Source organism: Sphingomonas sp. SUN039 (assembly GCF_024758725.1).
Lineage (GTDB): Bacteria > Pseudomonadota > Alphaproteobacteria > Sphingomonadales > Sphingomonadaceae > Sphingomonas_O.
Genome location: NZ_CP096972.1, coordinates 192,608 through 213,414 on the forward strand (window position 1 = coordinate 192,608; position 20,807 = coordinate 213,414).

Annotated in this window: 20 protein-coding genes; 11 read left to right on the forward strand and 9 right to left on the reverse strand. The window is 66.6% G+C overall.

What is annotated here, in order from left to right:
- The first annotated feature begins 11 nt into the window (after positions 1–11).
- From phhA to M0209_RS01015, 5 genes are read left to right on the forward strand one after another with little or no spacing between them, the layout of a single operon-like run.
- Complete coding sequence (gene phhA, locus M0209_RS00995; RefSeq protein WP_258886315.1) at positions 12–878, forward strand: phenylalanine 4-monooxygenase; 867 nt, start codon at positions 12–14, stop codon at positions 876–878.
- A 44-nt stretch (positions 879–922) separates the two neighbouring features.
- Positions 923–1,462 (forward strand): ATP-dependent protease subunit HslV, encoded by a 540-nt coding sequence (hslV, locus tag M0209_RS01000; RefSeq protein WP_258889529.1) that lies wholly within the window; start codon positions 923–925, stop codon positions 1,460–1,462.
- An 18-nt stretch (positions 1,463–1,480) separates the two neighbouring features.
- Positions 1,481–2,779, forward strand: coding sequence for an ATP-dependent protease ATPase subunit HslU (hslU, locus tag M0209_RS01005; RefSeq protein ID WP_258886316.1), 1,299 nt, complete (start codon positions 1,481–1,483; stop codon positions 2,777–2,779).
- 29 nt (positions 2,780–2,808) lie between these two features.
- Positions 2,809–3,087, forward strand: coding sequence for a hypothetical protein (locus tag M0209_RS01010; RefSeq protein ID WP_258886317.1), 279 nt, complete (start codon positions 2,809–2,811; stop codon positions 3,085–3,087).
- Entirely contained in the window at positions 3,084–3,500 is a 417-nt protein-coding gene (locus tag M0209_RS01015; RefSeq protein WP_258886318.1) for a PIN domain-containing protein, read from the forward strand. The genes M0209_RS01010 and M0209_RS01015 overlap by 4 nt, the downstream gene beginning before the upstream one ends.
- On the opposite strand, the gene M0209_RS01020 is transcribed toward M0209_RS01015, so the two are convergent.
- The 4 genes from M0209_RS01020 to M0209_RS01035 form a co-directional block, all read right to left on the reverse strand.
- Positions 3,501–6,398, reverse strand: a complete 2,898-nt coding sequence (locus tag M0209_RS01020) for a pitrilysin family protein (protein ID WP_258886319.1) — start codon at positions 6,396–6,398, stop codon at positions 3,501–3,503. It abuts the gene before it with no gap.
- Between the two features lie 50 nt (positions 6,399–6,448).
- The gene (locus M0209_RS01025; RefSeq protein ID WP_258886320.1) at positions 6,449–6,622 is read right to left on the reverse strand and encodes a hypothetical protein; all 174 of its coding nucleotides are present in this window, start codon (positions 6,620–6,622) and stop codon (positions 6,449–6,451) included.
- Between the two features lie 126 nt (positions 6,623–6,748).
- The gene (locus M0209_RS01030) at positions 6,749–8,071 is read right to left on the reverse strand and encodes a DEAD/DEAH box helicase (protein WP_258886321.1); all 1,323 of its coding nucleotides are present in this window, start codon (positions 8,069–8,071) and stop codon (positions 6,749–6,751) included.
- 209 nt (positions 8,072–8,280) lie between these two features.
- Complete coding sequence (locus tag M0209_RS01035; RefSeq protein WP_258886322.1) at positions 8,281–8,967, reverse strand: DJ-1/PfpI family protein; 687 nt, start codon at positions 8,965–8,967, stop codon at positions 8,281–8,283.
- A gap of 57 nt (positions 8,968–9,024) precedes the next feature.
- On the opposite strand from M0209_RS01035, the gene M0209_RS01040 reads away from it, so the two are divergent.
- Positions 9,025–9,660 carry a DedA family protein gene (locus tag M0209_RS01040; RefSeq protein WP_258886323.1) on the forward strand — a complete coding sequence of 212 codons (636 nt, stop codon included), beginning with the start codon at positions 9,025–9,027 and terminating at the stop codon, positions 9,658–9,660.
- Positions 9,657–10,367 (forward strand): NYN domain-containing protein, encoded by a 711-nt coding sequence (locus M0209_RS01045; protein WP_258886324.1) that lies wholly within the window; start codon positions 9,657–9,659, stop codon positions 10,365–10,367. Before M0209_RS01040 ends, M0209_RS01045 begins: the two co-directional genes overlap by 4 nt.
- Here the strand turns inward: M0209_RS01045 and smc are convergent, their stop codons facing one another.
- The 4 genes from smc to M0209_RS01065 all read right to left on the reverse strand — a co-directional run bounded on the left by smc (position 10,368) and on the right by M0209_RS01065 (position 15,936).
- Positions 10,368–13,760: a chromosome segregation protein SMC gene (gene smc / locus M0209_RS01050; RefSeq protein ID WP_258886325.1), complete on the reverse strand. Its 3,393-nt coding sequence runs from the start codon at positions 13,758–13,760 to the stop codon at positions 10,368–10,370.
- A gap of 246 nt (positions 13,761–14,006) precedes the next feature.
- Positions 14,007–14,753, reverse strand: coding sequence for a DsbA family protein (locus M0209_RS01055; RefSeq protein WP_258886326.1), 747 nt, complete (start codon positions 14,751–14,753; stop codon positions 14,007–14,009).
- Positions 14,750–15,418: a DsbA family protein gene (locus tag M0209_RS01060; RefSeq protein ID WP_258886327.1), complete on the reverse strand. Its 669-nt coding sequence runs from the start codon at positions 15,416–15,418 to the stop codon at positions 14,750–14,752. The genes M0209_RS01055 and M0209_RS01060 overlap by 4 nt, the downstream gene beginning before the upstream one ends.
- Entirely contained in the window at positions 15,418–15,936 is a 519-nt protein-coding gene (locus M0209_RS01065; protein WP_258886328.1) for a DUF721 domain-containing protein, read from the reverse strand. The genes M0209_RS01060 and M0209_RS01065 overlap by 1 nt, the downstream gene beginning before the upstream one ends.
- A gap of 39 nt (positions 15,937–15,975) precedes the next feature.
- Between M0209_RS01065 and mutY the strand changes: the two genes are divergently transcribed.
- Genes mutY through nudC form a run of 3 tightly spaced genes read left to right on the forward strand, consistent with a single transcriptional unit; the run spans position 15,976 to position 19,171 of the window.
- Positions 15,976–17,031, forward strand: coding sequence for an A/G-specific adenine glycosylase (gene mutY, locus M0209_RS01070; protein WP_258889530.1), 1,056 nt, complete (start codon positions 15,976–15,978; stop codon positions 17,029–17,031).
- Entirely contained in the window at positions 17,031–18,311 is a 1,281-nt protein-coding gene (locus tag M0209_RS01075) for a serine hydrolase (protein WP_258886329.1), read from the forward strand. Before mutY ends, M0209_RS01075 begins: the two co-directional genes overlap by 1 nt.
- Entirely contained in the window at positions 18,308–19,171 is an 864-nt protein-coding gene (gene nudC, locus M0209_RS01080) for an NAD(+) diphosphatase (RefSeq protein WP_258886330.1), read from the forward strand. Before M0209_RS01075 ends, nudC begins: the two co-directional genes overlap by 4 nt.
- Here the strand turns inward: nudC and M0209_RS01085 are convergent.
- On the reverse strand, positions 19,168–20,058 hold the full coding sequence (locus M0209_RS01085) for a prephenate dehydratase (RefSeq protein WP_258886331.1): 891 nt from the start codon (positions 20,056–20,058) through the stop codon (positions 19,168–19,170). The genes nudC and M0209_RS01085 overlap by 4 nt on opposite strands.
- A 119-nt stretch (positions 20,059–20,177) precedes the next feature.
- On the opposite strand from M0209_RS01085, the gene M0209_RS01090 reads away from it, so the two are divergent.
- A complete protein-coding gene (locus M0209_RS01090) occupies positions 20,178–20,771 on the forward strand; it encodes a cytochrome c family protein (RefSeq protein ID WP_258886332.1) in 594 nt (197 codons plus the stop codon).
- Positions 20,772–20,807: the final 36 nt, after the last annotated feature.

Here is a 20,807-nt window from a genome sequence, read left to right on the forward strand (position 1 = left end):
AGGCTAGTTGCATGGAAGCCACCATGCTCGAACGCCCCGCCGAAGCCGCTGCCGACTGGACGGTCCCGCAGGACTGGGACCGCTTCACGGCGGACGAGCACGCGGTCTGGGACACGCTGTTCGCGCGCCAGACGGCGATGCTGCCCGGCCGTGCGTCGGACGCCTTTCTGCGCGGTGTCGATGTACTACGCCTGTCGAAGCCCGGCATTCCCGATTTCAGCGAGTTGTCCGAACGGTTGATGGCCGCGACCGGCTGGCGCGTGGTTGCGGTGCCGGGGCTGGTGCCCGACGCGGTGTTCTTCGACCATCTGGCGAACCGCACCTTTGTCGCCGGCAATTTCATCCGGCGGGCGGACCAGCTCGACTATCTGGAGGAACCCGACGTCTTCCACGACGTGTTCGGCCATGTCCCGATGCTCGCCGACCCGGTGTTTGCGGATTACATGGCCGCCTATGGGCGCGGCGGCCAGCGCGCAGGGTCGCTGGGGGCGTTGAAGCGGCTTGCGCGGCTCTACTGGTACACGGTGGAATTCGGGCTGGTCGAGGAGGCGGGGGCGCTGCGGATATACGGCGCGGGCATCGTGTCGAGCCGGGGCGAAAGCATCTTTGCGCTCGACGACCCGTCGCCGAACCGGATCGGCTTCGACCTGAACCGCGTGATGCGGACCGAGTACCGCATCGACGATTACCAGCAGGGTTATTTCGTCATCCCGAGTTTCGACGAATTGCTGCGGGTGACGGTGGAGACCGACTTCGGGCCGCTCTATGCAGCGTTGGAGGGGCAGGCCGAGTTCGACGTTGCCGACATCGTCGAGGGTGATCGCGTGCTGACACGTGGGACACAGGCCTACGCATTGGCGGGGGGCTTGAAAGCCTAGGCGCGGGCCACACATTGTGGCCAATGAGCACCACCGACAATTCCATGCCCGCGTGGCACGGCACCACCATCGTTTCCGCACGCAAGAACGGCAAAGTCGTCATCGCCGGCGACGGTCAGGTCTCGATGGGCCAGACCGTAATGAAGCCCAACGCGCGCAAGGTGCGCCCGATCGGCGACGGCAGCGTTATTGCGGGTTTTGCGGGCGCGACGGCGGACGCGTTCACGCTGCTCGAACGGCTGGAGCGCAAGCTGGAATCGCATAACGGCCAGTTGATGCGGGCGGCGGTCGAGCTGGCGAAGGACTGGCGGACAGACAAATACCTCCGCAACCTCGAAGCGCTGATGATCGTCGCCGACAAGGACGTGACGCTGGTGCTGACCGGCAACGGCGATGTGCTGGAGCCCGAGGGCGGGATCGCGGCGATCGGGTCGGGCGGGAATTACGCGCTCGCCGCCGCCCGCGCGCTCGACGAATACGAGCCCGACTGCGAGACCCTGTGCCGCCGCGCGATGAAGATTGCGGGCGAGATTTGCGTCTACACCAACGACCGGCTGACGGTCGAAGTGCTCGACGCGGCCTAACTTTACCGAAAGTCCGACATGAACGACGCCCTGACCCCGAAAGCCATTTGCCGTGCGCTCGACGAGCATATCGTCGGACAGGCCGACGCCAAGCGCGCGGTCGCGGTTGCCATGCGGAACCGCTGGCGGCGGCAGCAATTGCCGCTCGACCTGCGCGACGAAGTCAGCCCTAGAAATATCCTGATGATCGGGCCGACCGGCTGCGGCAAGACCGAGATTTCGCGGCGGCTGGCGAAGCTCGCGGATGCACCGTTCGTGAAGGTCGAGGCGACCAAGTTCACCGAAGTCGGCTATGTCGGCCGCGACGTCGAACAGATCGCGCGCGACTTGGTCGAAGAAGCGATCCGGCTGGAGAAGGAACGCCGCCGTGCGTCGGTGAAGGACAAGGTCGAGGAGGCTGCGATGGCGCGCCTGCTCGATGCACTGACCGGCAAGGGCGCAAGCGAGGCCACGCGCGCGGCGTTCAAGCAGCGGTTCGACGACGGGTCGCTTAGCGAAACCGAGATCGAGATCGAGGTCGATGCCGCGCCGCAAATGCCGTTCGACATTCCCGGCGGCGGCAATGTCGGGATGATCAACATCACCGAAATGATGTCGAAGGCGATGGGCGGCGGCCAGTTGAAGCGTCGCAAGATGACCGTGCCTGCGGCCTGGACGAAACTCACCGAGGAAGAAGCCGACAAGCGGCTCGACCAGGACGATGTCGCGCGGGTTGCGCTGGCGGATGCCGAGGCGAACGGGATCGTGTTCCTCGACGAGATCGACAAGATTGCGGTCAGCGACGTGCGCGGCGGGAGCGTGAGCCGCGAAGGCGTGCAGCGTGACCTGCTGCCGCTGATCGAGGGCACGACGGTCGCGACCAAATACGGGCCGATGAAGACCGACCACATCCTGTTCATCGCGAGCGGCGCGTTTCATGTCGCCAAGCCCAGCGACCTGCTGCCCGAACTTCAGGGGCGATTGCCGATCCGTGTCGAGCTGAAGGCGCTGACCGAGGCCGATTTCGTGCGTATTCTCAACGACACGCGGGCCTCGCTGACGACGCAATACAGTGCATTGCTCAAGACGGAGGGGGTGATTGTAGCCTTCACCGACGACGGCATCGCCGCCGTCGCGCGCACCGCAGCTGAGGTCAACGCGAGCCTCGAAAACATCGGAGCACGGCGGCTGTCGACGGTCATGGAAAAGCTCCTCGAAGACATCAGTTTCGATGCCGAGGACCGGCAGGGCACGACGCTGACGGTCGACGCGGCCTATGTCGACCAGCAACTGGCGAGCGTGGCGCGGAACACGGATCTGTCGAAGTATGTGTTGTGATGTGACGACCACAGTGATACTGTGGAAAAATGAAAAACATCACAGTCACTGTCGATGATGACCTGTATCGCAAGTCACGGCTCTATGCGGCAGAGCATGACACGACTGTGACGGCGCTTGTGCGCGAAGCGATCTCGTCCTTTGCCTATGGCGAAACCGACGCCCAGCGGCGGTTGCGCGAAGAGGGCGAACTTTATGCGCGGCTGGATTCGCGACGCGAGCGGCGCGTCGATGAGGGATTTGCAACATCGGCGCGCGAGGTGCTCTATCGTGACGGAAGTTCCGACGACCATAACGCAGCGTCGTGATTTTTCTCGATACCAATGTGCTGATGTATGCCAGCGGGGCCGACGATTCCTCATTGGCGAAGACCGGCGTGGCGCGCGGTTTGCTCCGGACAACCACGGGCGTCGTCCTGTCGTTGCAGGTGTTGCAGGAATTCTATGTCAATGCCACGCGCGTTACGCGACGGGCAAATTTGAGCCACGCCGACGCCTGCGCGCTGATCGACAGTTGGCGACGGTTCCGGATTTTCGAGCCGACGCTTGCGACGCTCGACCGTGCGCTCGACATCCGCGAGCGCCACAAATTCTCTTACTGGGACGCAGCGGTTATGGCGGCGGCGCTGGATGCGGGATGTACGAAGCTGCTGTCCGAGGATTGGACGCACGATCAAGTCATCGACGGTCTTGCGCTCGAGAACCCCTTTCGCGGCCTTTGATCACTTCCCTACCGGCACCACCACCATGGCAAAGCTCTTGGCTGGATCCAGCCAGCGTTTCGCGGTTGCCTGCAATTCCTCGGGCGTGATCCGGGCATAGTCGCCCGATAATGTGCTCAGCGATTGCAGTCGGCGCGGTTCGGTCGAGGCGCCTTGCAATTGCTGCAGCCAGAAGCTGTTGCCGCTCGATGCGCGCGCGATCGACTGGCGCATCGGGCCGACGGTGCGGAGCAGTTCGTCGGCGGTGACGGGCTTCGACGCGAGGTCCGCCGCGATCTGGCGGGCAAGCGCGTAAAAGCGGTCGACCCCGGCCGGCTTCAGCTGCGACGTCACCACAAAGCTGCCGCCGCCGGGCATGAAGGCGGGCCAGCTGCTCCCGACATTGGGACTGTAGCTCGCGCCTTCCCCTTCGCGGAGAGTGTCGAACAGCCGGTCGTTGAAGATCGCGGCGAGGATGTCGAGCTTGCGGCTCTCGTAGATGTCGGCTTGTCCGCCCGCCGTCGGCCAGGCGAGCACGGCAATCGCCTGGTCGGCGGGACCGGTGTGGGTGAGGACGATCGGCGTCGCGGACGGTGCCACGCCTTTCGACGTGGCGCTGGCCAGCGTGACGATGGCGGGCAGGCGCGGGGGCAGGGCCCCGAAAGTCGCAGCGACGGCGGCGATTGCCTTGTCCGCATCGACATCGCCGAATACCGAAACCTCGATCGGGCCGGTCTTCAGCAGCGGCTCCCACAGCGCCCGGAACGACGCGGGCGTCATTGCCTGCACCTGAGCCAGAGTCGGGAACATCCAGCGCGGGTCGCCGCCGTGAAGACGCCCGGAGAGTTCGCGGTTGAGGACGCCGCCCGGCGACGCATTGGCCGTGGCATAGCCCATCGTCATCGCGGCTTTTGCGCGCAGGACCGGCGCCGGATCCCAGCCGGGGACCGCGAGCTTGGCCGCCATCAGCCGTAACTGGTCGTCGAGGTCGGCGGCGCGGGTGGTCCCTGTCAGCGAAAAGGCGTCGTCGCCGATGCCGAAGCCCAGGTTGATCCGCCGCCCGCTGGTCAGCCGGTCGAGTTCGTCCTGCTTCAGGTCGCCGATACCGCTGGCGACGAGTGCGCTGCCCGCCGCCCAGGCATCGGTCGGCCGGTCGGTCGGCAGCGCCTGCATCCCCTTGCCGAAGCGTGCGGTGACGTAGACGCGACCGGCCTCCGCCGGATTGGCGAAAATCTGGACGCGCACGCCGTTCGACAGTTCGACGAACTGCAGCCCGAGTTCGGTGATCGGTGTCTTTTTGACGATGGTTGCGGGGGTTCCCAGTTTCGGCACCCGGTCGAAGCTGACCGGCGCGCGCGACGCCGAGGACAAGGGCTTTGGCTCCGCGGTCAGGGCGGCTAGCAACTGCGTCGATGCTTCCGGCGAGGCTTTGGGCAGGGTCAGCACCGCCCGTATCGGCGCACCGCTGAACATGCGCCGGGTGGCGGCGAGCATCCCTGCCGGGGTCAGCCGGTCCTTCATGTTGGAGAACACGTCGCGCGCCACTTCGGGGCTGGCCACGGTTTCGCGGATATTGACCGCCTCGACCAGGTCGTCGGCGAGGCCGCCGCCGCCCTGCGTCCGGGCCTGTTCGACCTGTTGCTGGAGCGCGGCAGCGAACTCGCCTGCCTCGCGGTCGATATCGGCCTGCGCCGGTGGATTGACGAGGGCGTCGGCAATAACCGCACGAACGTCGCGAATCGCCGCCTGCCAGTCATCGCCGAGCGGGACGATCTGGACGAAGGTGCCATCGGCCGAACGCGCAACATCCTCCTGATCGGCCCCTGCCGACAGGAAGCTGCCCCCGGCGCGCGCGCGCTCCTCGAGTCGACGGCTGATGAGGCGCAGCGCGAGGCTCTCGGTCAACTTGCCGCGATTGTATTCGACGGTGTCGTTCTTGGGGAACCAAGGACGCAAGACGGCGAGGCTGGCGATGGTCGGCAGGCCGGGTTCGACGACGACGGCGGTGCGCGACGCGGCCGTATCGGGCTTGCCGAAATCGGGATCGGGCGGGGTCGGCCCCTTGCCTTTCCACTCGGTGAAATATTTGCGGATCAGCGTTTCGAAGCTCGCGGTCTCGACATCGCCGACGATGACGAGTGTCGCACGCTCGGGCCGGTACCAGCGATCGTGGAACGCGCGCAGCGTCGCCGGAGTCGCGGCCCCCAATGAACCGGTGTCGCCGATGGGCGAATGGTCGCCCAGCGCCTGCCCTGCAAAAAACAGCGCCCGCGAGGCGTCACCGGCGCGCTGCTCGGCTCCGGACCCCTCACGCAGTTCGGCAAGCACGGTGCGGCGTTCGGCATCGACTTCGGCCTGGGTGATGTCGGGTGAAGCCATCATGCCCGAGAGCACCTTGACGCTTTCTTCCAGCCCCGCGGGCGTCGCGGCAGGCAGATCGAGCTTGTAGATGGTCTGCGTCGGCGTGGTCGAGGCATTGGTGTCCGACCCGAAGGTTGCGCCCAGCCGCTGCCACAGCCGCTTGGCCTCGCCGTCGGGCACGTATTTCGAGCCGCGAAAGCTCAGATGCTCGTTGAAATGCGCATAACCCGCCTCGCCCTTGCGCTCGTGCAGCGATCCGGCGTCGATCGCCATGCGGATCGAAACCTGCCCCGGCGGCACCCCGTTCTTGCGGACGGCATAGCGGAGGCCATTGGGCAGCTCGCCGAACACCCATTCGCGGTCGGGCGGAATGTCGCTGCCGCGATAAAGCCAGGGGGTCGCAAGCGCGTTGCCCGAACCCTTGGTCGCCGGTGCCTTGACGGCGGCAGCTTTGGGCACCGGTCCCTTCGCGGTCGTCCGGGCATTGGCCGGGGCGACAAGCGTAAGCGCAAGGAGAAGGGCAAGCGGGGTGGCGAAGCGCCGGGCAAATGAAGTCATCGCTCCCGCCTATCGGGGGAAGCAGATGTGCGCCAGATGAATGCGAACGGTCAGCCTGCCAAAACGGTCGCTGCGACCTCGTCGATCGTCCCTGCAACCAGCAGCGCGTCGCCGCCGACCATGCCGACTTTGGTCTGCTCGTTTTCGTCGGTGCGGAGATAGGCGATGTTAGCGACGACGACCATATAGTCGCCGCCGCGCGATTTGAGTTTGACGAATTTCATGTGCGGTTTCCTGACGCTCTAGGCGTTAGGGGGCCGGCATGAGGTTCAGGTTAATGTACCAAGATAAACGTCGTCGGCCCGGATCGAGTCCGGGCCAACGATAAATGTAAGCTTGGTATTCGAGCGTTAGCGTCCGCCGCCGCCCGAGCGTTTCACAGCGCCACGGTGCGTCCCCACACCCGGCGCGCGCTTCGGCGCGAAGCGGCGCTTTTCGCCCGTCGGAGCGGGGGCACCGCGACCGCCGCGACCGGCATCGCGCCCGCCGTGCGGGGCTTCGCGGACGAACGCGGGCTTGGGCAGCGCGGCTGCCTTGGTCGCGAAGTCATTGGGCAGCGGCGCGGTTTGCAGCTTGACGCCGGTCAGCTTCTCGATGTCGCGCAGCCAGCCCTTTTCCTCGCCCGCGACAAAGCTGACGGCAATCCCTGCTGCGCCGGCGCGCGCCGTGCGGCCGATGCGGTGCACATATTGCTCGGGGACATTGGGCAGGTCGAAGTTGAAGACATGGCTGACGCCCGACACGTCGATGCCGCGTGCGGCAATATCGGTCGCGACGAGGATACGGATGTCACCGCGCTTGAACGCATCGAGCGCGTCGGTGCGGGCATTCTGCGACTTGTTGCCGTGGATCGCCGCCGAGCGGATGCCCGCCGCCGCCAGATGTTTCACGATGCGGTCGCAGCCGTGTTTGGTGCGGCTGAACACCAGCGCGCGGTCGATCGGCTCGTTCTTGAGCACGATCGAGAGCAGCGCCTGCTTTTCCGCCTGATTGACGAACGTGGCGTACTGGTCGACGCGCTCGGCGGTCGAGGCGACCGGCGTCACTGCGACATGCACGGGATCGTTCAGGAATCGTGCGCCGAGTTCGGCAATCGTCTTGGGCATCGTCGCCGAGAAGAACAGCGACTGGCGTTGCTTGGGCAGCAAGCGGTCGATCTGCTTCAGCGCATGGATGAAGCCGAGGTCGAGCATCTGGTCGGCCTCGTCGAGGACGAAGATTTCGACGTGGCGCAGGTTGAGTGCGCGCTGTTCGATCAGGTCGATCAGGCGGCCGGGCGTCGCGACGAGGACGTCGAGACCCGCGCCGCACATCTTGATCTGGCGACCGATCGGCATGCCGCCGAAGACGACGCCGACGCTCAGGCGCTGGCCTTTGCTATAATCCTCGAACGACTGGGCGATCTGCGCCGCCAGCTCGCGCGTCGGCGAGAGGACGAGCATGCGGCAGCCGCCGGGCGGACGCGCTTTGGGGTTGGCGGTCAGGCGCATGATGCTGGGCAGCGCGAACGCCGCCGTCTTGCCGGTGCCGGTCTGGGCGATGCCGCAAAGATCGCGGCCTTCGATCAAGGACGGGATCGACTGGACCTGGATGGGGGTCGGCGTGTCATAGCCCTTGGCCGCAAGCGCGGACAGGATTTGCGGCGACAGGCCGAGGTCGGCAAATTTGGTCATGTGAATCTTTCGAGTGCTCGCGCACGCCGGATGACGCGCTCGACACGAGCGGGGTTGATGACAACCCGCGTGAAAAGGGAAGCCGATTGGCTGGGAGCGTCAAAGGGATCGAGCCTGTCCGGGGTACCGGAAAATCACGCTGGCCGATCTTGCGAAAACGGATATCGCTTCGCTGCGCTGCAACACGATATGGCAGAGTTATTGTGTAATTACAACCCGAGGGTGTCGGCGATGGCTTTGACGCGCGCTTCGCGGTCGGGGGCGTTTGCCGCAACCATCGCCTTGTAACGCGCCAGCGTGGCGGCATCGGCCTTGTCGGGCGTACCGCTGTCGAACGGCGGGGCGGGGTCGTATTCGATGCTGAGCTGCACGAATTTGGCGTGATCCTCGCCCCGGATTGCAGCGGTGAGTGCCAGCGCAAAGTCGATGCCCGCCGTCACGCCGCCGCCGGTGACGCGGTTGCGGTCGAACACTGTGCGCTCGGCCACCGGTTCCGCGCCGAACCACGCGAGTTGGTGGCGCGACGCCCAGTGCGATGTCGCTTTGTAGCCCGTCAGCAATCCGGCTGCGGCGAGGACGACCGAGCCGGTGCAAACGCTCGTCACCCAGGTCGCGTCGGTGCCGATGCGGCGGACCCAGTCGAGCGTTTCGGCATCCTCCATCGCCGCGACCGTGCCGAAACCGCCGGGGACGCAGAGAATATCGGCGTGCGTCACTTCGGCGAAGGTCGCGGTGGGTAACAAATCGAACTGTGCGTCGGTCGGCACGTGATCGCGGGTCTTCGCCACCAGATCGATCTTCGCATTGCCCAGCCGCGACAGCACTTGAGCGGGGCCGGTCAGATCAAGCTGTGTGACATTGGGGAAGAGCAGGAAGGCGACGTGAACGGGTTCCATGCTCGGCACTCCTCGGCTAGGTCCGCCCGCTAATCGAGCAGCCGGACCGGGACAAGTATGAGCGCGTATATCGAACACATTATCGGCTGGCTTGCAGGCTTCACCACTGCCGTCATCGTCGCGATGGGCTATCCCGGTGTCGCTCTGCTCATGGCCATCGAGAGCGCGTGCATTCCGTTGCCGAGCGAAATCATCATGCCGTTTGCCGGCTATCTGGTCGCGCAAGGGCATTTCACCTTGTGGGGCGTCGCGACAGCGGGGGCGATCGGCAATAATATCGGGTCGGCTATCGCCTATGAAGTCGGCAAGCACGGCGGGCGGCCGATCGTCGAGCGGTACGGCCGCTACGTGCTGATCGACGCGCATGACATCGACAAGGCCGACCGCTTCTTTGCGCGGTTCGGCGACTGGGCGGTGCTGATCGGGCGCATGCTGCCGGTGATCCGCACGTTCATCGCCTTTCCGGCGGGTGTTGTGCGGATGCCGTATCTGCGCTTCCACATCTTCACCTTCATCGGTTCCTGGCCGTGGTGCTTCGGTCTCGCCTGGGTCGGCATGAAGCTGGGCGCGGCATGGAACAGTGATCCGCGCGTTAAAGCGGTGCTGCATTCGCTCGACGTCGTCATCGTCGCGGTGGTGCTGGCGGCGGCGGCATGGTTCGTCTGGCACAAATTGAGGAGGCGTCCGTCATGAGCGAGGCACCGAAGAACATCGCGCTGCTGATCGACGCCGATAATGCGTCGCCCGACCGGTTCGAGGATGTGCTGGCGATCCTCGCCGAACTCGGCACCGTCAATATTCGCCGCGCCTATGGCAATTGGGAGAAGGCGTCGCTCAAGGGCTGGAAGGCACTGACTCATCGCTATGCTATCGAGCCGCAACAGCAGTTCGACGTGACCAAGGGCAAGAGCGCGACCGACATGCGCCTGCTGATCGATGCGATGGACCTGCTCTATCGGGGCCGCGTCGACGGCTTCGGGCTGATGTCGTCGGACAGCGATTTCATGCCGCTCGCGATGCGGCTGCGCCAGGACGGGCTGCCGGTCTATGGTTTTGGCGGGGCGAAGGCGCCCGAGAGTTTCCGCCAGGCGTGCACGCGGTTCGTCTTCACCGACGAGGTCAAGGCGGTGGAGACCCCGCTCGAAGCCGCCGTGCCGGTTGCGGGCGCGCAGTCCATTCCCGACGAATTGCTCAACGCGGTCGGGACCGCGTGGAAAGCGGCAAAGCGCGACGAAAAGGGCTGGGCACGCCTCGCCGAGGTTGGCCAGCGCGCCACTGCGACCACCTCGATCGACGCCCGAAGCTATGGCTATTCGCGCCTGTCGCAACTGATCGCCGCCATTCCGCAATTCGCGACCGAGAAGCGCGACGACGGGATGTGGATCAAACGCGTCCGCTGACTACTCCGCCGCCAGCAAGTCGACTGCCCCGCCAAGATCGACCGACACCAACCGGCTGATGCCCTGCTCGACCATCGTCACTCCATAGAGTCGGTGCATGCGCGCCATGGTCACGGCATTGTGCGTGACGATCAGGTAGCGGGTGTCGGTCGTGCGGGTCATGCGGTCGAGCAGGTCGCAGAAGCGCTCGACATTGGCATCGTCGAGCGGGGCGTCGACCTCGTCGAGAACGCAGAGCGGCGCGGGGTTGGTCAGGAACAGCGCGAAGATCAGCGCGACCGCGGTCAGAGCCTGCTCGCCGCCCGAGAGTAGCGTGAGCGAGGTCAGCTTCTTGCCCGGCGGCTGCGCCATGATTTCGAGTCCCGCATCGAGCGGATCGTCGCTGTCGATCATTTCCAGATGCGCCTCGCCGCCGTTGAACAGCGTGCGGAACAGCTCGCGGAAATGTCCGTCGACCGCCTCGAAGGCTGCACGCAGCTTCAGCCGCCCCTCGCGGTTGAGGCTGCCGATCGAGCCGCGCAGGCGGTGGGTTGCTTCGGTCAGTTCGGCCATCTCCGCGGCGTTGTTCTCGCGCGAGGCGTCGAGTTCGGCGAGTTCCTGCTCGGCCACCAGATTGACCGGGCCGAGCCGTTCGCGCTCCATCGTCAGGTTTTCGAGACCCTTGGACTCGACCGATGCCTCACCGACCGAATCGACCTCGAAGCCCAGCTTTTCGGGCAGCACCGGCGGGGGGCATTCGAAGCGTTCGCCGGAAACGCGGCCCATTTCGACGCGGCGCAGCTCCTGGTTCTCGGCACGGGCAGCAGCGCCGGCACGGTCTTCGCGCGCGGCAGCCAGCGCTTCGCCGACCCGCGCCGCTTCGGCTTCGCGGTCGCGCAGGATCGCCTCGGCCTCGCGCTCGGCGCGCAGCGTGGCGTCGGCAGCAGCGCTGGCGTCCTCCGCAGCGCCCGTCGCGCGGCGCACCGCACGCGCGGCGGCGTCGGGCGCACTCTCCAGCGCTTCGGCCTCGGCATCGAGCGCTGCAGCGCGGCGGGCCATGTCCTCGATCCGCTTCGCTGCCTTGCCGCTGCGCGCTTTCCAGCTTTCGGCTTCGGCGGTTGCCGCCGCCTGACGGGCGCGGTCGGCATCGACGGCGGAATCGAGCGCTGCAAGCTGCGCGCGGGCGGCGACGACGGCATCGCGGGCGGTACGGGCAGCGGCATCGAGCGCCGAGAGCTGCGCGCCCTGATCGTCGGCGGGAAGGGCTGCGCGATGAGCCTCCGCTGCGTCAAGGTCGGCGCGTGCATTGCTTTGCTCGGCGGCGATGACGGTCAGGCGCTCGGCCAGCTGCGCGTGGGCGGCGCGCGCCCGCTCGACCGCAGCGGCAGCGGTGTCGATGCCGCGCAGCGCGGTGCGGAGGGCCGCATCGGCGGCATCGCGGCCTTGTCGCGCTTCGGACATCGCCCGGGTGGCGGCGTCGATGCCCGAGCGGGCGGCCTCGACGTCGAGGGCAGCCTGTCCGGCGGCGTCGCGGGCGGCGGGGAGTTCGGCCTCGATCTCGGTCAACCGGTTGCGGCGGACGAGGCGTTCGGCCTCGGCGGCGCCGGTCCCTTCGCTGACGAAGCCGTCCCAGCGGCGCAGCTTGCCGTCACGGGTGACGAGCCGCTGGCCGACGGCAAGTTGGCTATCCTCGTCCATATCGACCACGGCAATCTGCGACAGGCGGCGGGCCAGTTCGGGCGGTGATTTAACATAATCTGAAAGCGGTGGTCCGGCGGTGAGGGCCGGATCGCCCTCCGTGATGTCCGCCCCCGCCCAGCGGCGGGGGGCGGTCGAGCTGCTGCCGACATCAGCGGCAAGATCGTCGGCGAGCGCAGCGGCGAGGGCGGCTTCATAGCCCCGCGCCGCACTGACCAGCCCGAGCGTGCCCTTCGCCTCGCGGGCCGGGGCGAGCGCGCGGGCTTCGCTTTCGAGCGCGGCGAGGGCGGCGGCGGATTCGGACTTGGCGATCTGTGTGGCGGCCAGGGCGCCTGCTGCCGATTCACGCGCGGCCTCGGCGGCTTCGAGGGCGGCAATCGACGCGTTCAGCCCGTCTTCGGCTGTCGCGCGGATAGCGACCGCCTCGCTGTGCGCCGCCTCGACGGTTGCCAGCGGCGTCAGCGCATCGCGCTCGCCCAGCGCGCGGACATGGTCGCGCTCGGCACGATCGAGTTGCGCGCGGGCCGCGGCAACCGCGGCTTCGGCAACGCGGCGCTCGGCACCGCGTTCGGCGGCTTCGGCGGTCGCCTGGGCGAGGGCGAGTTCGGCTTCGCGTGCCGTGACTTCCGAAACCGCAACCGCCGCTGCCCGATCGGCCCGTTCGCCGTCGGCGGCGGCGATGCGGGTGGCGAGCGACGCGACTTCGTCGGCGAGTCGGGCCAGCGCCTCGCCCGCGTCGGTCGCCAGCTCGCCCTCGCGGTCGCGGTCGGCGGACAGGCGGTCGCGCTCGGCGGCGATATTGGCGATGCGCGTCTCGACCGCGCGCAACTCACCCTCGGCGCTGGCGAGCGCATGGCGCGCATCGGCGGCGGCATCGCGCGCGCCCTGCGCCTCGGCGCGCAACGCCGAAAGCTTGTCGGTCGCGTCGCGGGTAAGTGCAGCGGCCACGCGCTGCGCTTCGGCAGCGGCAACGACCCGGTCTTCGGCGAGCGTCGCCTCGGCGCGCGCAACATCTGCCGCCGCTGCCGCATCGCGCCAGCGCGCATAGATCAGCTTGCCCTCGGCGAGCTTGATCGCGTCGGAGAGCTTTCGGTAGCGCTCGGCGGAGCGCGCCTGCCGCCGGAGCACATTCGCGCGCGCCTCCATCTCCGCGACCACTTCGGCGACGCGCGCGAGGTTGGTCTCGGTCGCTTTCAGCCGGATTTCGGCTTCGCGGCGGCGGACGTGGAGGCCGGATATGCCCGCCGCTTCCTCAAGCATCGCGCGGCGCTCGGCGGGCTTGGCGGCGATGATTGCGCCGATCTTGCCCTGGCTGACGAGCGCGGGCGAATGCGCGCCAGTCGCGGCATCGGCGAACAGCAATTGCGCGTCGCGCGCGCGGGCGTCGCGCCCGTTGATCCGGTACGCCGACCCCGCGCCGCGTTCGATCCGGCGGGTGACTTCGACTTCGTCGTCATCGCGTTCGGCGAGGATCGAGACTTCGGCGAACTGGCGCTGCGGGCGGGTGGCGGTGCCCGCGAAGATCACGTCTTCCATGCCGGACCCGCGCAAGGACTTGGGCGATCCCTCGCCCATGGCCCAGCGGATCGCTTCCAAAAGGTTCGATTTGCCGCAGCCATTGGGGCCGACGACGCCGGTCAGCCCGTTCATCACGCGCAATTCGACCGGGTCGACGAACGACTTGAACCCCGACAATTTGACGCGCGCGATCTTCAATGAACCTGGCCCCTTGGGAGCAAAGCTAGCGCGCTGTCACGCGGGCGTCACGGGGAGCGCGCGCGAAAACTGTGGATAGCTTTGACCCGGATGACATGAGGCGCAAACAGCTTCTTCTTCGAGCGTCAGCGAGAAGCCCGTTCGAGCGATAGCGAGAACCCTGCGATGTTGAGCGCGTTATCTCGCTGGCGCTCGATGGGGCTTCTCGCTGACGCTCGAAGAAGAGGGGTGCCTACTTCAATCGCTTTAAGCTCCCGCCGCGCGCAGCATCGGTTCCAGGTCTTTCCACGACGACACATTCGACACGACCGACCCGTTGATGAAGAAGGTCGGGGTGCCGTTGACGCCGAATTCGGTCGTCGCCCGGTCGCGCTGCTTGACCAGCTTTTCGGGCGTGGCGGGATCGGTGAGGCATTTCTGCGCGGCCTCGCTGCCGACACCGCGCTGGACGACGAACTGGTCGAGGCCGCTAAGCCGCGCGAGTTCGACGTTTTGCGCCGCGACCGGCAGGCTCTGGATGCGTTGCAGATCGGCCTGCGGGGCGGCCATGATCTTGCCCTGCCAGTCGTTCAGATTGTTGTAGCTCGCTTCGAGCAGCGCGAAGAACGGACCCGCCCCGCCGCATTGCAGCAGGCTGCTCGCCATGACGTCGGGCCCGTGGATCAGGAAGCTGCGGAATTCATAGCTGACCTTGCCGGTCGCGACGTATTTTTGCTTCAGCGGCTCCATGCCCTGAATCGCGAACGCCTGACAGGTCGGGCAGGTCACCGACCCGTATTCCATCAGCTTGATCGGTGCATTGGGGTTGCCCATCAGGAAGCCGCCCTCGGGCGTCGCCGCGACCGTCGTTACCCATTCGGTGCCTGCGGGCGGGGCGACGGCCGCGACCGGGCCCGAACTTGCAACGCTCGAATTGTTTGCGCCCGAATTACAGGCCGCCAGCGCCAGCAGCGCGACACCGGCTACCAAAATCTTGTTCATCGTCATCGTCATGCTTTCGGTTTCAGGTGGAGGGCGGTGCGAAGCAAAGGCTCGATACCGCCCCAGGTGTTCGTTTCGATCGCCGCGCCGTTCAGGAAAAACGCCGGCGTGCCGGGAATTTTGCGGGTGTTCCACGCATCGTTGGTCATGGCCAGCACCGGTGCCTGTGCGACCTTGCTCGCGTAACAGGCATCGAGCGCTGCCGGGGCCACGCCGCGCTTCGCCATGATCGCGGTCAGGCCGCTGGCGCGCGACAAAGCCTTCATGCCTGCAACCGGTTTGCTGGCAGTGGGTGCCGGGTCGAACTTCGACGCGCCGTCGAACAATTGCGGCTGCGCGGCGAACACCGCTTCGTGATGGCCGGGGAAGCGCGCGGGAAGCCCGCAGCGGGTCGCGATTGCGGCGGCAAGGTCGAGCGGATCGCGCACGGCGTTGCGCGGCTCGAACGCGACAAGCCCGCGGGCGACATAGTCGCGCATCAGCGGTGTCGTCGCCTCGGCGGCGAACTCGGCGCAATGCGGGCAGGTGTAGGACATATATTCGACCAGCCGCACCTTCGCCGCCGGATTGCCGATGACATAGGAACCCGCCGGCGTGCGCGAGACGGTTTTCGTCCAGTCGACCGGCTTCGCCGCGCCGAGGGTGAACAAGGCCAGCAGGCCGAGCAATACGCGCATCAACTGATCTTTCCGAGAACGGGGACGTGCCGCGCCGCCGCGACGCCGCGCGCGAGCGATTCGAGGACGGTCTTGAGTTCGGGATCGGCAATCGTGCGAAGCGAATCGCCGAGGTCGGTCGGGATCGGTATCGAAGGTGCGGGGGTCGCGCGGCGCGGTGCCGCGGGCAGGGTGCCTTGCCGGATGACCACTTTCACGACCGCCGCATAGCCGAAGAAGCGATTCACCCGTTCGATCAGGGTCGGCGCGACATGCTGCATCATCGGGGCGTGCGCGCCGGTCGCGACGACGGTCAGGACGCCTTGCTCGCGCTTGCCATGGGGAAAGCGGATCGATTCGGGGGCGGAGGCATGGGCATAACGCTCGCCGACGATCTCGCTCCAGCGGCTGACCACCGACGACTGGACGAAGCCGAATTTGCGGAATGCCGTCCGTCCGATATCGGGGACGATATCGGCGACCGCGCGCGCGCGGTTGGCACGGGTCGGCTCGGGAAGAGAGGTCGGTCGTTTCGCCATTGCGGCGCTCCATGCCACAAGCAAAGCGTGTCCGTCGATATGTCTCGTACCTCCGAAAAGCTGTTGCCGTGGTACGACGCGAATGCGCGGCGTTTGCCATGGCGCAGTCCTCCGGGCGCGCCTTCGCCCGATCCGTACCGGGTGTGGCTTTCCGAAATCATGTTGCAGCAGACGACCGTCGCCACGGTGAAAGCGTATTTCGAGCGCTTTACGGCCCGCTGGCCGACCGTCGCAGCGCTGGCAGCGGCGGACGAAGGCGATGTCATGGCGGCGTGGGCGGGGCTCGGATATTATTCGCGGGCTCGCAATCTGGTTGCCTGTGCGCGGGTGCTGGCGGCGGAGGGGTTTCCGGCGGACGAGGCGGGTTTGCGCGGATTGCCGGGGGTCGGACCCTATACGGCGGCGGCGATCGCGGCGATTGCGTTCGGGCAGCGTGCGGTGGTCGTCGATGGCAATGTAGAGCGGGTGGTCGCGCGGCTGTTTGCGGTGGATACGCCGCTGCCGGGGGTGAAGCCGGACCTGAAGCGGCTGGCGGAGACGATCACGCCCGATACGCGCTGCGGCGATTTTGCGCAGGCGATGATGGATCTGGGCGCGACGGTGTGCGTGCCGCGGAACCCGCGCTGCGGCGACTGTCCGCTGATGCAGGACTGTGGCGCTTATGCGAGTGGCGATCCCGGCAGCTATCCGCGCCGGGCGGCGAAAGCGCTCAAGCCCGAGCGGACGGCGACGGCGTGGTGGATCGAGCGCGAGGGGCAAGTGCTGCTCGTGCGCCGTCCGGCCAAGGGGCTGCTGGGCGGAATGTTGGCGTTGCCCAGCACCCTTAGTGCTCCCGCGAAGGCGGGAGCCCAGGCCACAGCCGTTCTGCCCGTCGACTGGGCTCCCGCCTTCGCGGGAGCACAAGTGTCGCTCGGTACTATCACGCATATCTTCACCCATTTCCGCCTGACGATGACGGTCGCCGTAGCGTCGCTCGATCCCGGTTGCGTTTTGCCACCGGGCGCACAATGGTGGCCGCTAACGAAGCTCGCCGACGCGGGTCTGCCGACGCTGTTTGCCAAGGCCGCAGCGGTCGCGATGAGGGAGAGAGTTTGATGTTCGACGCGCGCGTAGATCGGCGGCAGTTTCTGGGTTCGGCGGCACTGTTCGGTGCGCTGGCGGCGACACCGGGCTGGGCACTGGCGCGCATGAATCGCGGCGGCTGGGACAAGGTTCAGGCGTTGCTCGACGATTATGTCGCGACGAAGAAGCTGCCGGGGCTGGTCGGGGCGGTGGCGCGCGGCACCGACGACGCCGATTTCCTGATGTCGGGAACGCTCGCGGTGGACAGCAAGCGCGCGGTGGATGCCGACAGCCTTTACCGCGTCTATTCGATGTCGAAGCCGATCACGGGCATGGCGGCGATGATGCTGATCGAGGACGGCAAACTGCGTCTCGACCAGAGCGTCGGCGACTTCCTGCCGGGCTTTGCCAAGCCGATGGTCATTATCGACCAGATGAAAAGCCTCGACGCGAAGCCCGCGTCGAAGCCGCTGACGATCCGCCACCTGATGACGCACTCGGGCGGCCTCGGCTATATCATCACCAGCAAGGGCGAATTGCTCAAGGAATATGCACGGCTGGGCCTGACCGGCGGACCGGTGAGCAACAAGCCGGTGCCGGGGCTACCCAAGGTGACGCCGCCGCCGAGCTTGCAGGAATTCGGCAAGCGCATCTCGACGCTGCCGCTGATGTACGAGCCCGATACGCGCTGGAGCTATTCGGCGGGGCTCGATGTGCTGGGCGCTGTCATCGAGATCGCCAGCGGCATGCCGTTCGAGGCGTTCCTGCAAAAACGGCTGTTCGGGCCGCTCGGCATGACGTCGAGCTGGTTCGTCGTGCCGCAATCGCAGCTGTCGCGGCTGACGACGAACTACGGAATTGTCGGCGGCAAGCTGTTCCCGATCGATCCGCCGACCGATTCGGCGTTCGCGGACAAATCGATGATTCCGCTCGGCGGCGGCGGACTGGTGATGAGCCCGCGCGATTACGACCGGTTCCTGCTGATGCTGGCGGGCAAGGGCAAAGTGGGCCGCACGCGGGTGATGAAGGAAGAGACCGCGCGGCTGGGCATGTCCAACCTGCTCAATCCCGGCGTCGCGACCGAGAACACCTATGTGACGGGACAGGGTTTCGGCGCGGGCGGGCGGGTCACGCTGAAGGACGATCCGCTCGGCTCGGGGGTCGGCACGTTCGGCTGGGGCGGCGCGGCCGGCACGATCGCCTGGGTCGACCCGACGCGCGGCATCCGCGCTTCGGGTTACGTCCAGTATATGCCGGGAGAGGCGCTGCCGTTCGGCAAGGACTTCGGCAAGAGCGTCTATACCAGCCTGTGACCGGCTTTACCGGCAGCCCGCTCGACCGGGTCGATCATATCCGCAGCGACCCGCAAGCCTTTGCCGCGCTGCTCGGCGACTGGCGGGCGCGGGTGCTGCTGCTCGAAGGGCTGATGCCGCAGGTGTCGGACGAGGGCGGCCTGGTCTGGGGCAGCCTGGCGACGGTGGCCGAGGATGCCGAACTGGTGCTGCTCGGCCTGCTCGACGACCGGCCGCATTTTGTCGAGGTGGTGCAGAACGAAGTGCCAGCACCAATGCGTTCGCCAGCGATGTTCCGCGCGCTCGGGATGCTGGCGGCAGAGGATGCTGCGACGTTCGGCACCGCGCTCAGCCTGATCGCGTGGCATAACACGCACCGGTTTTGCCCGCGCTGCGGATCGACGACGACGCTGTTCCGCGCGGGCTGGGGACGGAAGTGCGACGCGTGCGGCACCGAACATTTCCCGCGCACCGATCCCGTGGTCATCATGCTCGCCGAGTTCGAGGGGAAGGCTCTGGTCGGTCGCCAGCCGCGCTTTCCGCCGGGCAATTATTCCGCGCTTGCCGGATTCCTCGAGCCCGGCGAATCGATCGAGGAAGCCGTGCGGCGCGAGATCATGGAAGAAGCAGGCGTGCCGTGCGGCGCGGTGCGCTATGTCGCGAGTCAGCCCTGGCCGTTCGGTGGCGCACAGCTGATGATCGCCTGTATCGCCGAGGCGCTGGCCGACGAGATCGTCATCGATCCAAAGGAGCTCGAGGATGCGATGTGGGTGACGCGCGACGAGGCGATTGCGGCACTGGCCGGTGACCCCGATGCACGGTTCAAAGCACCGCCGCCGTTTGCCATCGCGCATAGCTTGCTGAAGGCGTGGGTGGGCTAACCCCGCTTCATCGCCGTCGGATAGGTGCCCAGCACGCGGACCCATTTCGAATGGAACGCCAGTTCCTCCAGCGCACGGGCGACGGCAGGATCGTCAGGGTGCCCCTCGATATCGGCGAAGAATTCGGTCGCCGAGAAACTTGCGCCGCGCTGGTAGGATTCCAGCTTGGTCATGTTGACCCCGTTGGTCGCAAAGCCGCCCATCGCCTTGTAGAGCGCGGCGGGGACGTTCTTCACTTCGAAGATGAGCGTGGTCATCACATCGTCCGGCAAAGTCCGTGCCGGTGCCTCGCGGGCGAGGATCACGAAGCGCGTCATGTTGTCGTCCGAATCCTCCAGCGATTCGGCGAGGATATCGAGGCCATAGATCGCGGCCGCCCGGGGCGGTGCGATTGCCGCGACCGAGGCATCGCCGCCCTCGACCACCAGCGCCGCCGCGCCCGCCGTGTCCGAATAGGGCACCGGCTGGATGCCCCGTGCGCGCAGCCAGTGGCGGCACTGGCCCAACGCCTGCGGATGGCTGGTCGCCTGTTTGACGCCCGACAGCGGCCCCATGCCCATCAGCGCATAGCGGATCGGCAGGAAGTGCTCGCCGGTGATGATCAGCCCCGATTCGGGGAGCAGGAAGTGGATGTCGGCGACGCGGCCGTGCAGCGAATTTTCGATAGGGATCATCGCGCAATCGGCGCGCCCTTCCTTCACCGCATCGATGGCATCCTCGAACGCGAAACAGGGCAGGGGCAGTGCGTCGGGAAACGCCTGTTCGATGGCGATCTGCGAGTTCGCGCCCGGCGCACCCTGGAACGACACGGTGCGTTCGGGGGCGTCGGCAGCGGCAGCAGTCATCGCGGCAACGATAGGCAAGGCGGGGGCGGGATAGTTCTGCATCTCGGGAGCGCGCCTAGGGATGATGGTGCGCCGCCGCAAGCGCGCTTGCGGTTGGCGGGCGGCGGTTATAAGGGCGGCGGCAATCGGAACCGCTTAGCATTCAGGACATTCGGCGACCTATGGACAACCGGCAGAATATCATCGCGATGATGGGCCTCGGTGCCGCGATCGTGGCGCTCGGCGCGACGCTCGTCAGCACGGAAATGTTCCATTCGGGCCGCCCCGAGAAAATGGGTTATGTCGTCGAAGGTGTCGAAGAGACGGGCGAGGGCGGACCTGCCGCAGCGCCGGTCGCGATTGCATCGCTGCTGCCCACTGCCGACGCGGCCAAGGGTGCCGAAGTCTTCAAGAAATGCGCGTCGTGCCACACGGTGACACAGGGCGGCGCGAATGGCGTTGGGCCGAACCTTTACGCCACGCTCGGTGAGGAAATCGGGCACGGCAAGGCCGGGTTCGCATTTTCCGACGCGCTGGCGGGCAAGGGCGGCAAGTGGGATTTCGAGAGCATGAACGCCTGGCTCACCTCGCCCAAGGCGTTCGCGCCGGGCACCAAGATGAGCTTTGCCGGCCTGTCGAAGCCCGAGGATCGCGCGAACCTGCTGGTCTATTTGAACGCACAGGGTTCGAATATTCCGCTGCCCGCCGCGCCAGAAGGCGAAGCCGCTGCCAATGCGACGGCACCGGCGAACGCGGCGGCACCTGCGGCGAAGTAAGTGGATTTGATAGCGTAAGTTTTCTCTTCGCCGAGC

What these genes read in the sequence shown, in the direction of transcription:
- phhA (WP_258886315.1), top strand. Translation starts at nt 12, where the DNA reads ATGGAAGCCACCATGCTCGAACGCCCCGCCGAAGCCGCTGCCGACTGG.
- hslV (WP_258889529.1), top strand. Translation starts at nt 923, where the DNA reads ATGCCCGCGTGGCACGGCACCACCATCGTTTCCGCACGCAAGAACGGC.
- hslU (WP_258886316.1), top strand. Translation starts at nt 1,481, where the DNA reads ATGAACGACGCCCTGACCCCGAAAGCCATTTGCCGTGCGCTCGACGAG.
- M0209_RS01010 (WP_258886317.1), top strand. Translation starts at nt 2,809, where the DNA reads ATGAAAAACATCACAGTCACTGTCGATGATGACCTGTATCGCAAGTCA.
- M0209_RS01020 (WP_258886319.1), bottom strand. Translation starts at nt 6,398, where the DNA reads ATGACTTCATTTGCCCGGCGCTTCGCCACCCCGCTTGCCCTTCTCCTT.
- M0209_RS01025 (WP_258886320.1), bottom strand. Translation starts at nt 6,622, where the DNA reads ATGAAATTCGTCAAACTCAAATCGCGCGGCGGCGACTATATGGTCGTC.
- M0209_RS01030 (WP_258886321.1), bottom strand. Translation starts at nt 8,071, where the DNA reads ATGACCAAATTTGCCGACCTCGGCCTGTCGCCGCAAATCCTGTCCGCG.
- M0209_RS01035 (WP_258886322.1), bottom strand. Translation starts at nt 8,967, where the DNA reads ATGGAACCCGTTCACGTCGCCTTCCTGCTCTTCCCCAATGTCACACAG.
- M0209_RS01040 (WP_258886323.1), top strand. Translation starts at nt 9,025, where the DNA reads ATGAGCGCGTATATCGAACACATTATCGGCTGGCTTGCAGGCTTCACC.
- M0209_RS01045 (WP_258886324.1), top strand. Translation starts at nt 9,657, where the DNA reads ATGAGCGAGGCACCGAAGAACATCGCGCTGCTGATCGACGCCGATAAT.
- M0209_RS01055 (WP_258886326.1), bottom strand. Translation starts at nt 14,753, where the DNA reads ATGACGATGACGATGAACAAGATTTTGGTAGCCGGTGTCGCGCTGCTG.
- M0209_RS01060 (WP_258886327.1), bottom strand. Translation starts at nt 15,418, where the DNA reads ATGCGCGTATTGCTCGGCCTGCTGGCCTTGTTCACCCTCGGCGCGGCG.
- M0209_RS01065 (WP_258886328.1), bottom strand. Translation starts at nt 15,936, where the DNA reads ATGGCGAAACGACCGACCTCTCTTCCCGAGCCGACCCGTGCCAACCGC.
- mutY (WP_258889530.1), top strand. Translation starts at nt 15,976, where the DNA reads ATGTCTCGTACCTCCGAAAAGCTGTTGCCGTGGTACGACGCGAATGCG.
- M0209_RS01075 (WP_258886329.1), top strand. Translation starts at nt 17,031, where the DNA reads ATGTTCGACGCGCGCGTAGATCGGCGGCAGTTTCTGGGTTCGGCGGCA.
- M0209_RS01085 (WP_258886331.1), bottom strand. Translation starts at nt 20,058, where the DNA reads ATGCAGAACTATCCCGCCCCCGCCTTGCCTATCGTTGCCGCGATGACT.
- M0209_RS01090 (WP_258886332.1), top strand. Translation starts at nt 20,178, where the DNA reads ATGGACAACCGGCAGAATATCATCGCGATGATGGGCCTCGGTGCCGCG.